General features: G+C 66.6%; 10 protein-coding genes and 1 pseudogene. 4 read left to right on the top strand and 7 right to left on the bottom strand.

All coding sequences use genetic code 11. The features are described 5' to 3' along the window. Positions 1-723: pseudogene (locus tag ACIP90_RS08020) on the top strand (MFS transporter); the annotation flags it as partial. Here the strand turns inward: ACIP90_RS08020 and ACIP90_RS08015 are convergent. Beyond that, entirely contained in the window at positions 683-1,417 is a 735-nt protein-coding gene (locus ACIP90_RS08015; RefSeq protein ID WP_400578377.1) for an IclR family transcriptional regulator, read from the bottom strand. The pseudogene ACIP90_RS08020 and the gene ACIP90_RS08015 overlap by 41 nt on opposite strands. 189 nt (positions 1,418-1,606) lie before the next feature. Between ACIP90_RS08015 and ACIP90_RS08010 the strand changes: the two genes are divergently transcribed. The 3 genes from ACIP90_RS08010 to ACIP90_RS08000 all read left to right on the top strand — a co-directional run bounded on the left by ACIP90_RS08010 (position 1,607) and on the right by ACIP90_RS08000 (position 5,116). Next, complete coding sequence (locus tag ACIP90_RS08010) at positions 1,607-2,134, top strand: flavin reductase family protein (protein ID WP_400578914.1); 528 nt, start codon at positions 1,607-1,609, stop codon at positions 2,132-2,134. Between the two features lie 54 nt (positions 2,135-2,188). After that, positions 2,189-3,643 (top strand): 4-hydroxyphenylacetate 3-monooxygenase, oxygenase component, encoded by a 1,455-nt coding sequence (gene hpaB, locus ACIP90_RS08005; protein WP_400578375.1) that lies wholly within the window; start codon positions 2,189-2,191, stop codon positions 3,641-3,643. Positions 3,644-3,784: 141 nt separating this feature from the next. Beyond that, a complete protein-coding gene (locus ACIP90_RS08000) occupies positions 3,785-5,116 on the top strand; it encodes an MFS transporter (RefSeq protein WP_400578373.1) in 1,332 nt (443 codons plus the stop codon). 82 nt (positions 5,117-5,198) lie between these two features. Here the strand turns inward: ACIP90_RS08000 and ACIP90_RS07995 are convergent, their stop codons facing one another. The 6 genes from ACIP90_RS07995 to ACIP90_RS07970 all read right to left on the bottom strand — a co-directional run bounded on the left by ACIP90_RS07995 (position 5,199) and on the right by ACIP90_RS07970 (position 10,849). Beyond that, positions 5,199-5,939, bottom strand: a complete 741-nt coding sequence (locus tag ACIP90_RS07995) for a phosphoribosyltransferase (RefSeq protein WP_400578912.1) — start codon at positions 5,937-5,939, stop codon at positions 5,199-5,201. A gap of 91 nt (positions 5,940-6,030) precedes the next feature. Continuing rightward, positions 6,031-6,858 (bottom strand): alpha/beta fold hydrolase, encoded by an 828-nt coding sequence (locus ACIP90_RS07990; protein ID WP_400578371.1) that lies wholly within the window; start codon positions 6,856-6,858, stop codon positions 6,031-6,033. A gap of 4 nt (positions 6,859-6,862) precedes the next feature. Continuing rightward, positions 6,863-7,192 carry a biotin/lipoyl-containing protein gene (locus tag ACIP90_RS07985; protein ID WP_307035456.1) on the bottom strand — a complete coding sequence of 110 codons (330 nt, stop codon included), beginning with the start codon at positions 7,190-7,192 and terminating at the stop codon, positions 6,863-6,865. Beyond that, a complete protein-coding gene (locus ACIP90_RS07980) occupies positions 7,185-8,225 on the bottom strand; it encodes an alpha-ketoacid dehydrogenase subunit beta (protein WP_400578369.1) in 1,041 nt (346 codons plus the stop codon). Before ACIP90_RS07980 ends, ACIP90_RS07985 begins: the two co-directional genes overlap by 8 nt. Next, positions 8,218-9,255, bottom strand: coding sequence for a thiamine pyrophosphate-dependent enzyme (locus tag ACIP90_RS07975; protein ID WP_400578367.1), 1,038 nt, complete (start codon positions 9,253-9,255; stop codon positions 8,218-8,220). The genes ACIP90_RS07980 and ACIP90_RS07975 overlap by 8 nt, the downstream gene beginning before the upstream one ends. Positions 9,256-9,397: 142 nt before the next feature. Further along, a complete protein-coding gene (locus ACIP90_RS07970) occupies positions 9,398-10,849 on the bottom strand; it encodes an amino acid permease (protein ID WP_400578366.1) in 1,452 nt (483 codons plus the stop codon). Positions 10,850-10,953 lie beyond the last annotated feature (104 nt).

Raw genomic sequence — 10,953 nt, 5'->3', positions numbered from 1 at the left:
CGGGGCCCGCCTTCCCACTCCCCCGGCCCGCGGGGGGTGCCCCCCGCCGGGCCGCGGGCCCCCCCCCCCCCCGGGGGGCCCCCCCCCCGGGGGGGGGGGGGGGGGCCCCCCCCCCCCCGCGGCCGGTGGGCAACCATCGCCGCCGTCGCTGTTCCGGTGCTGGCAATGATCTGCATGGGCACCTTCTTCGGCTCCACCCAGACGGCCCTGAGCTCCTTCTCCGCAGCCTTCGCGACAACCGAGGCTGCCGGCCTCCTGTACTCCGTGATGGGGCTGAGTTCGGCGGCGGCAGCCATTTCGGTGGCTTACTGGCCGGCCAGGTTCAGGGTCTCAGCACGTTGGCTGGCCTGCGCCGCAGTCATGGCCGGACTGTCAGCGCTGCTGCTCCTGCCGGACTCCGCGTGGACCATGGTCCTGGTGCTGCTGGTCCTCGGCCTCCCGGTGGGGCCCGTGATGGTGACCGTCTTTGCGATCGGCGGAACGGTGGCGCCTGCCGGGCGTCTCGGAACGGTGATGACGGCGTTGGCCAGCGGCATTGTGGCCGGCACGGCACTAGGGTCATGGATCGCCGGCCAGCTGGCCCAGGACCATGGCCACGCGGCGGCCTTCAGTGTTGCGGTGGCGGCCGCAGTGGCGCTGTTCGTGCTCGGCGCCGTTGCCGCCGTCGTCGTCCGCCGCAGCGTCAGGCGAGCTGGGCTTCGATCCGCGCGGCGCTCTCGGTGAGTGCCGCGGCAACATCGGCAGGGTCCTGGGACGAGCGGATGTAGACGACGGCGACCGCTGCCGGCCGTCCGCCCGGCACCCTGACGGGGGCGGCCAGCGAGGAAACCCCGGCGATGACCTCATCGTGGCTTGCAGCGTAGCCCCGTGCGCGTGCCTCCGCAGCCTCCGCACGGTACGGCACTCCGGGGGCCAGCCGGTTCCAGTCGTCTTCCCGCAGGGCCGACTGGATGGCGATGCCGGGAGCCCCGCTGCTGATGGGATGCCGGGAACCGGGGTGCTGGACCACCGTGGCGGCAGAGTGCCGCGGCTCCACCGTGACGAGCGTGACGCAGTCCTGGTGGTCCCAGACGGCAATGAATGCTGTCATGTTGAGGGCATTGGCGAGCTGGGTGAGTTCAGGGAGGGCCGCCGTCTGAAGGTTGCGGGAGACTCCCCTCGCCAGGACCGCCAGGCCGGGACCGGGCTGCACCCTGCCGGCGTCGTCACGGACCAGCAGCGAGTGGTCCTCAAGGGTCCGCAGGATCCGGTACGCGACTGACCGGTGGACGCCCATGGCGTCCGCAAGTTCGGCGATCGTGAGGGGATTCTCGGCTTCGGCCATGATTTCCAAGGCCCTGATGCCCCTGGAAAGCGTCTGCGACGGGGAGACCTGGGCTTGCGCGGCCCGTGCACCGGCGCTGGCGATTGGATTCATGCTGTCCATCCTAGGCGGGGGAAGGGGCGGTTTATTCCCGGGTCTTGTGTTGGGGATCACGTTCGGCTAGCGTTCCATATAGGAATCGCAAGTTCAACTATAGAATACCGCCTTGAGCACTCCTCCGGTGGTGCACCACCGGATGTCATTGACCGGACTCACTCCCCATCGCACAAGGAACCGAGGATGATGGCGAAGCCGGAAGCGGCCCCGGACGTTCCGGGGCGGACCTCGGTTCCGCGCGCCCACCGCTTCCGGGGCAGCCTGGGCAGGTTCGCCACCGGCGTCGCTATCGTCACGTTCGACGGCGTTACCAAGCGCCACGGCATCACCGTGAACTCGTTCACTTCGGTGTCCATGGAGCCGCCGCTGGTGCTGGTCAGCATTGCCCGGACCAGCACGGCGCACGATGAGCTGGCCGGCCGCCCGTTCACCGTCAACATTCTGGGGGCGGAGCAACGTCAGCTGGCGATGCACTTCGCCGGCCGCCCGGGCCCCGAACCGCTGTGGGTGGAGAGCGCGACTGCCCCGCGCCTGCCCAACGTTTTGGCTTGGTTTGAATGCAAGCCGTGGGCGGCGTACGACGGCGGCGACCACACCCTCTACATCGGCGAAGTCGTGGACTTCAACTACCGCAACGGGGACGCGCTGGCCTTCGCCAACAGCGCGTTCACCACCATCCCGGAAAGCCAGCTGGGCATGGAAGACCTCCTCTGACGCACAGCCCCCGCCCGAACAACCTGCAGTTCAACGACGACTGGAGACAGAACAATGGGAATCCGCACCGGCCAGCAGTATCTCGACAAACTCAACGCCATGACACCGCACGTCGTGATTGACGGCGACGTGGTCAAGGAGAAAGTTGCGGAGCACCCTGCGTTCCGCAATGTGGCGAGGTCGTACGCGAAGCTGTTCGACATGCAGCACGATCCGCAGCACCAGGAAGCGCTGACCTACACATCCCCCACCACCGGGGACCTCGTCAACGCCTCCTTCCTGGTTCCCAAAACCGTGGAAGACCTGCGCCACCGGCGGCGCGCCTTTTCCACCTGGGCGGAAGCGTCCAATGGTTTCCTGGGGCGCACCGGGGACTACATGAACTCCTCCCTGACGGCACTCGCCGCCGCCGGGAAGTGGTTCTCCCAGGCTGACCCGAAATTTGCCGAGAACATCCGCAACTACTACGAGTGGGCGCGAGAGAATGATTCGCTGGCAACCCACACGCTTATTCCGCCGCAGGTCAACCGGTCAGTGTCCGGCTCCGAACAGCTCGGCGGCCAGCTCTCCGCGCATGTTGTCGAAGAGCGCAGGGACGGGATCGTGATCCGCGGTGCCCGCATGCTGGCCACCATAGCTCCCATCGCCGACGAGCTGCTCGTCTTTCCGTCTACGGTGTTGCGCGGCACGCCAGAGGACGCGCCGTACTCCTACGCCTTTGCCATTCCCAACGACACGCCGGGACTCCGGTACCTGTGCCGCACCTCGCTCTACAACGGCGGCAGCACCCACGACGAGCCGCTGGCCTCCCGCTACGAGGAAATGGATGCCGTGGCCATTTTCGACGACGTCTTCGTCCCGGGTGAACGCATTTTCATGCTCGGGAACCCGCAGCTCTGCAACGCCTTCTATACCGAGACCGGTGCGGGCGCACTCATGACACACCAGGTGGTGACCCGCACGATTGCCAAGAGCGAGTTCTTCCTTGGACTGGCGTCCGAGCTGGCAGATTCCATCGGCATCGACGGCTTCCAGCACATCCAGGAGGACATCGCAGAACTGATCATCGACGTCGAAATCGGCAAAGCCCTGGTGCGCGCCTCGGAGGCTGACGCCGAGCTGAACGATGCAGGCGTCATGCTGCCGAAATGGAGCACGCTCAACGCCGCGCGCAACTGGTACCCGAAGGTCGCCCAGCGCTTTCCCCAGATCATCCGCAAGTTCTCGGCCTCCGGACTCATGGCGCTCCCTGGTGAAGCAGATGTCAACAGCGGGGCGAGGGCGGACATTGACCTCTACCTGCAGGGGAAGACGCTCACGGGGCCAGAGCGGGTGCGCCTCTTCAAGTTGGCCTTCGACGCCTCCATCTCCGGCTTCTCGGGCCGGCAGTCCCTCTATGAGTACTTCTTCTTCGGCGACCCCGTCCGGATGGCCGGGGCCCTCGTCAACACCTACAACCGGGAACCGGTCAGGGCCAGGCTGCGCGAATTCCTGAAACGGACGGATTGACCTGCAGTCCGGACGTCCTTCCGGAAGTTTTTAGTGTGTTTTGGCACACATTCATGTATCCTCTTACCAACTGACCGTTCGATCAGTAAATCGCTCGGCGCCCCATCCCGGCAGCATCCCTGCCCCAGCCACGGAGTTCCAATGACTGCAGCTTCTTCCGTTGATTCCGAGACCGGCCCCAGCAGTAAGCACGAGGAACGCAAGGTCCTCGCGGGAACGCTGGTCGGCACCACCATCGAGTGGTACGACTTCTTCATCTTTGCCCAGCTCACAGGTACGCTGCTTTCGCCGCTTTTCCTCACCCCGCTGCAGCAGTCCAATCCGGGCCTGGCGCAGATCCTCTCCTTCGCCCTCATCGGCATCAGTTTCCTCTTCCGTCCGCTCGGAGCCGTCATAGCCGGCCACCTCGGAGACCGGCTGGGACGCAAGGCGATGCTGGTCTTCACACTCTTGATGATGGGGGCGGCAACATCCCTGATCGGCATTCTGCCGACGTACAGCCAGATCGGCCTCTGGGCTCCCGTCCTGCTGATCACCCTCCGGATCATCCAAGGCTTCTCAGCCGGGGGCGAGTGGGGCGGAGCTGCCCTGATGGCCGTGGAGCACGCACCGATGAGCAAGCGGGGGATCTTCGGAGCATACCCCCAGATCGGCGTCCCGATCGGCATGATCCTGGCCACGGGCCTCCTGTTCTTTCTCAACTCCAGCATGTCGAGGGAAGACTTTGCTGCCTGGGGCTGGCGCGTTCCGTTCCTGCTGTCCATCGTGCTGATCGTCGTCGGATACCTGATCAGGCGGGCGGTAGCGGAAAGCCCTGTCTTCCGCGAGATGGCCGCCCGCAAGGCTGAAAGCAAGGCCCCTCTGGGTGAGCTCATCCGCCACCACAAGAAGCCGGTCCTCTACTCAACCCTGATCTTTATCGCCAACAACGCTGCGGGTTACCTGCTGATCGCCTTCTTCATCTCCTACGCCACCAGGGCCCTGCAGATGCCCGTGCCCCAGGTACTGCTCGCCACGACCCTTGCCTCCTTCGGCTGGCTGATTTTCACGTTGGCGGGCGGCTGGCTTTCGGACCGCATCGGCCGCGTCAAGACCTTCCTGACGGGCTACGCCATCATCTTCGTCTGGATGATCCCGATGTTCGCGCTCATCGACACCAGAAACATCTGGCTTTATGGCGTGGCGCTGTTTGTCCTGACGATCGGCCTGGGACTTTCCTACGGACCCATGTCCGCCATGTATGCCGAGATGTTCCCAGCGAACGTGCGGTACTCGGGGATCTCGATCGGCTACGCTTTCGGCGCCATCCTCGGCGGCGCGTTTGCCGCCACCATTGCGGAGTCCCTGCTCCAGAGCACCAAGTGGACAGGTTCGATCGGCATTTACATCATGGTCCTGTGCGTGATCTCCGCCGTCGGCGTACTGCTGGCGAAGGAGACCAAGGGCCGCCTGCTCGGCGTCAGCCGGCACTGACGGATTGCCGTAAACAGTCAGTTCGCGTGAACGCGGGCCCGGGCCTGAGCTCCGGGCCCGCAGCCGTTGCGCAGGCATCAGGTCAGGCGTTCGCGCCGTGCAGCAGGCCTATGGCGTCGTCGTCGGTCAACTGCTCGAAGCGCCGATAGAAATTTCCCACAGCATGGAACTTGCCAGGCAGATGGAGGCACAACACATCGCAGACCCGCGAGAGGGACCGTTCCGCCTCGATCGAACCCACGGGGGCCGCAGCCACTACGCGTGCGGCGCCGGCGGCCCGGGCCGCCTCCACTGCGGCCCGCATGGTGGCACCGGTGGCGAGGCCGTCGTCGACCAGCAGCACGGTCTTGCCGCCCAGCGGCAGGTGGGCGCCGGGGTAGGAGCCGGCGCGGCGCATCAGTTCGTTCCGTTCGCGGTGTTCCACCAGGTCGAGCCATTCCTGTCTGGCGCCGGTCTCCAGGATGCGCTCCACGAGCGGCCGGTTGAGCAGCCGGACAATCCTGCCGGGCTCAGCGCTTCCCGCTTCAGACTCCGGCGATCCGGCCTCGCTCCCGCCATCTTCCTCCCTGGACGTGCCGGAGGCCGCTATCGCCCGCGCGTAGGCCAGGGCGCCGAAGGCCGTCTCCTCATGGCCGGGGATGCCGAGCTTGCGGACCAGGAGGGCGCCGTAGGGAAGGTCGAGTGCCGCGGCAGCGGCGGCCGCCACAGGGATGCCGCCCCGCGCGAGCCCGAGCAGCACGGTGTCCGGTTGGCCGCGGAATTGCGGGAGGGCCGCGGCAAGGCGCCTGCCGGCATCTTCCCGGTCCTCAAAAACCATGCCCATGGGATCCTCTTCCGGTTTCTCCACCAGTCAAATCCAGCCTACCGCCGTCGCCTGTCCAAGGACCCCTGCCTGTCCCAGGACTGTGCCGGTCCTAGCTGCCCAGGAAGCCGGCGGCGGCCTGCTTGAAGGCGCGGCTGGTGATGGCGCTGGTGTGGTTCCGCCCGGGCAACACGAGCTGCTCCGCCATGGAACCGGCTTTGGCGGCCAGCTCCGCGAGCTGCGGCATGGACGCCGCGCGCTCGTCGTTTTCACCGGCCACGAGCAGCATGGGCATGTGCGGCACGGCTTCTGCTGGGTCGTAGGGCTCGGTCTTTATGGCCTCCACCAGGGACAGCAGGGCGAAGATATTGTTGCTCGGCAGCGCCTGGGCCATTTTGAGGAGCCCGGCGGTGGACTCGTCCTCAATCGGCGTGCCGTCGGCCAGGTAATGCTGGGCGGCAACGAGGTCGAATTCGGCGAGCGGATCAGCCATGTTCGGTCCGCCCAGGACCAGCCGGTGCACGAGCTCCGGCTGGGTGGCGCCAAACTCCCAGCCGAGCCGGGAACCCAGCGAGTAGCCGATCACGTCCAGCCCGCTGGAAGGGTCACCGGCCTCGACAGGCCGGGCGCCGGCGTCGAACGCTATCTGCAGGAGGTCCGCACGGATCCGGCTCGGCGAGTAGGAGTCCATGTCTTCGGGAGCGCCGCTGCGGCCGTGTCCCGGCAGGTCCACCGTGATCACCCGCCGGCCCGCCTCCAGGAGGAACGCCAGCCAGCCGGTGTCCTCCCAGTTGAGCTTGCTGGAGGAGGAGAATCCGTGGATCAGCAGGATGGGCCGGAGCCCGGCGTCGGTCTTGGGCTCATGCACAGCGACATACAGCTGGGGATCGGTGCCCTCCACCGTGTGCAGGTGCTGTTCGCCGGTGTGTCTGCCGCTCATCATGTCAGTCCTCATCAAGTACGGCGCTCAGGCGGACCCGGCGCTTTGGTGCCTCTTCCGTCGGGACCGTGCCCACGATGCCGGCGGTGTTGTCCGGCACCTCAAACACAATCAGGGGCTCGCCGACATTGATTTTGTCGCCGGGCCCGCCGTGGATACGCACCACCTTACCCGCCTGCGGGCTGGGCAATTCAACAGCGGATTTCGTGGTCTCCACCTCGACGAGCGGCTGGTTGCGCTCCACCTGGTCGCCCGGGGAAACGAGCCATTCCAGCACGGTCGCCTCGATGAGGCCTTCGCCGAGGTCCGGCAGGGGGAAGGAGATTTCAGCCACGTCGATACTCCAATACCCGCTGGATGCCGAAAAGAATCCGGTCAATGTTGGGAATGTATTCATCCTCCAGGTCCCCGGACGGGTACGGAACGTCAAATCCCGTCACACGCTCCACGGGGGCCTTAAGGGTGTCGAAGCAGCCCTGCGTGACCAGCTGGGCAACTTCGGCCCCAAGGCCGGAGGTCAGGGGCGCTTCATGGACGACGACGGCGCGGCGCGTCTTTCGCACGGATGTCACCAGGGCGGCGGCGTCGATCGGTTTGAGCCAGCGCAGGTCCAGGATCTCGACGTCGATGCCGTCCTCGGCGGCGAGGTCCGCCACCTGCAGGCAGCGGGCCACCATCGCACCCCAGGCCACGAGCGTGACGTGCCGCCCTTCCCGCATGACTTTCGCGCCTGTGGGCGCAACGCCGGCGGCACTCAGGTCGACGTCGCCCTTCTGCCAGTAGCGTGACTTCGGTTCCATGAAGATCACCGGGTCGGGCCGCATGGCGGCGTACTTGAGCAGGTGGTACGCCTCGTGGGGGTTCGACGGGGAGACAACCTTCAGGCCCGGGACGTGGGCGAACAACGCCTCAAGGCTTTCGCCGTGGTGTTCGGGGGCGCGTATGCCGCCGAAGCTGGGAACGCGCAGCGTGATGGGCATCGGCAGGGCGCCGCGGCTGCGGTAGTTCAGCCGGGCGATCTGGCAGACAATCTGGTTGATGGCGGGATAGGCGAAGCCGTCGAACTGGACTTCCGGGATCGGATGGTAGCCGGCCATGGCGAGTCCGGCGGACATGCCGAGGATGCCGGACTCCGCCAGCGGAGTGTCGAAGACGCGGTTGCCGCCGTGTTTTGCCTGCAGTCCGTCGGTGATGCGGAAAACACCGCCCAGCCGGCCGCAGTCCTCGCCGAAGACCACGGCCCTGGGGTTCTCGGTGAGGATCTCGTCGAGGGCTCGGTTCAGCGCCTGCTGCATGGAGAGCGTGAGGGTGGCTCCGCTCCGGCTTCCGGTCATGGGCGCCCCGTCCTCAAGAATTCCATTAGACATGTTCTGACTCCTCGCGCCAGCTGGCGGCCTGGGATTGCAGTGTGGGCGTTGCTTCCTGGAACACCAGGTCAAACATCTCCCTCCCCGGCCGCGGACCGAGCGCTTGGAGGCCTTCGCGGATCTTTTCCGCTTCGGCGACGGCGGAGGCCTCCGTCCGGGCGAAGAACCCCTCGTCGGCGACACCATCCGCCAGCAGTTGCTGCCGGAAGCGATGCAGCGGATCCTCGCCCGCTCCCTCGCGTTCCTCGTCCAGTGAGCGGTAGCGTCCCGGATCGTCCGAGGTGGAATGCGGGCCCCGGCGGTAGGTCATGGCCTCGATGATCACCGGGCCATTCCCGGTCCGGCAGTGGGCGAAGGCGCGCCGCGTGGCCCCCAGGACCGCGAGGACGTCGTTACCATCGACCTGAACACCCGGAATGCCGTAGCCGGCGCCGCGCGCTGCAACTGAGCCGCCGGCCACCTGGCGCTCTGAGGACAGGGAGATGGCCCAGCCGTTGTTCTGGACGAAGAACACCACCGGGGCCTTCAGCAGAGCCGCGAAGTTCATGGCCTCGTGGACGTCGCCCTGCGATGATGCACCGTCACCCAGGTACGTCATTGCCACGGCGTCGCTGCCGTCCAGCGTCTGGCCGTGGGCCCAGCCCACCGCGTGCAGCACCGAGCCGGCCACGACCGCCTGGATCGGGGCGAGGCGCGATTTTCTGGGATCGTACAGCCCGCCGTGCCAGGTGGCCTTGTGCGTGGACATGTACTCCACCATGTTGACGCCCATGGCACGGGCGACGCCCGTCTCGCGGTACGTGGGAAAGACGAAGTCACGGGCGGTGTCCACGGCGTACGCGCTGCCCACCTGGGCAGCTTCCTGGCCCAGCTCCGGAGCGTAGCCGGGAATGATGCCCTGGCGCTGCCAGGCGACAGCCGCGACATCAAGGTGGCGGACCGCGGCCATGAGCGAGTACAGCTCGCGCAGCTCGTCGGGCGCGGGCGGGGCAGCGGCGCTGCCGCCAGCCGGCAGGGGCAAAGTGTCCATAGCTGTGACCCTAGTCACAGCCTTGGCGCCCGGCAATCAACACGCAGCGGGCCCAGCAGACTGTCAGGACTGCGCAGCAAAACGCCGGCCCTGCTGCACAAATTGTGCAGCAGGGCCGGCGTTTTCCCTTGTGTGCCGCCGCCTATTCGGGAACGCGGGCAGTCGACGCGGCGCGTGATCCTTCGTCAGCCGCGCCGGATTCCGGATCGTCGGCTGCCGCCTTTGCTGCGGATTTCGCAGTTAGCCGGGCACCGAAGCGGCAGGCTGCGGCGATGCCGGCGATCAGCAGAACGGTGCTGACCAGCTGGATCCGGCTGCTCTCGGCGCTGAAGCCCACGGCGAAGACCAGCCCGAGGAGCACCAGCCCGAACACCGTCAGGGCCGGAAACCCCTTCATGCGCAGGGGCAGGAGAGTGCCGCCCCGGTCGGCCCGCCGGCGCAGGATCAGCTGGGAGACCAGGGCCGTGCCCCAGACCACCAGGCACGTCGAGCCGACAAGCTGGAACAGTGCAGGCAGGATCCGTTCGGGGAACAGCAGTTCGAGGACAGTGGCAATAAAGCCGAAAGCTACGGAGACGCCCACGGCAACCACCGGCACCTTGGCGCTGCTGAGGCCCGACAGGAAGCGGGGTGCCTCGCGGCGCTGCGACAGGGAATACACCATGCGGGAGGCGCCGTAGAGGTTGGCGTTGAGGGCGGAAAGAAGGGCCACGACGGCCACCAGGGTTATGGCCGTACCGGCACCCGGAATGCGGGCCGCATCCAGGACCCCGGCGAACGGTGAAGCGAGGGCCCCGGAGGTGGACGGGAGGACTGCCGCTATGACGAACACCGACCCGATGTAGAAGACCAGGATGCGCCAGACCACGGTGCGGATGGCCTTGGCCACGCTGTGCTCGGGATTTTCCGTCTCCGCCGCGGCGACGCTGACGATTTCCGTGCCGCCGAAGGCAAAGATCACCACGAACAGCGCTGTCGCAATGCCGCCGAGTCCCGCCGGGGCGAAATCGGACGTGATGTTGGCCAGCCCGGGGGAGGGGACGTCCGGCAGGATTCCCAAGAGGAGCGCGGCACCGATGGCCAGGAACAGCACGATGGCCGCGACCTTGAGGATGGCAAACCAGAACTCGAACTCGCCGAAGTTCTTCACGCCGGCCAGGTTGATTGCCGTAAACGCCACCATGAAGGCGAGCGACAGGGCCCAGACGGGAACCACAGGCCAGACCGAGAACAACAGCCCGGCCGCACCGAGGGCTTCCGCGGCGATGACCACCACGAGCTGCAGCCACCACAGCCAGCCCACGGTGGCTCCAGCAGTCTTGCCCATGGCCTTCTCGGCATAGACGGAGAACGCTCCGCTGTTGGGGTTCGCGGCAGCCATTTCGCCAAGCGCCCACATGACCAGGATGATCAGCGTTCCGGCGACCAGATAGGAGAGCAGGACCGCCGGCCCCGCGGCCTGGATGCCTGCGCCGGAGCCGAGGAAAAGTCCGGCTCCGATGGCGCTGCCCAGGCCCATCATGGTCAGCTGCCTGGGTTTCATGCTGTGGCCGAGTTCTACTGCCGGACGCTCTGCCGTGGACTTCATTGTCATGCCTGCGTACCTTCTTGGGGTCGGTGGGAAAGGGGGCCCTTTTGGGACGTTCCGAATTTACCGCCTTGTGGCGGACGCCACTGCATCCGCGTGTGAGACCATGG

It is taken from the genome of Arthrobacter sp. NPDC093139, assembly GCF_044754165.1.
Lineage (GTDB): Bacteria > Actinomycetota > Actinomycetes > Actinomycetales > Micrococcaceae > Arthrobacter.
This window is presented reverse-complemented; position numbering and strand designations above follow the sequence as displayed.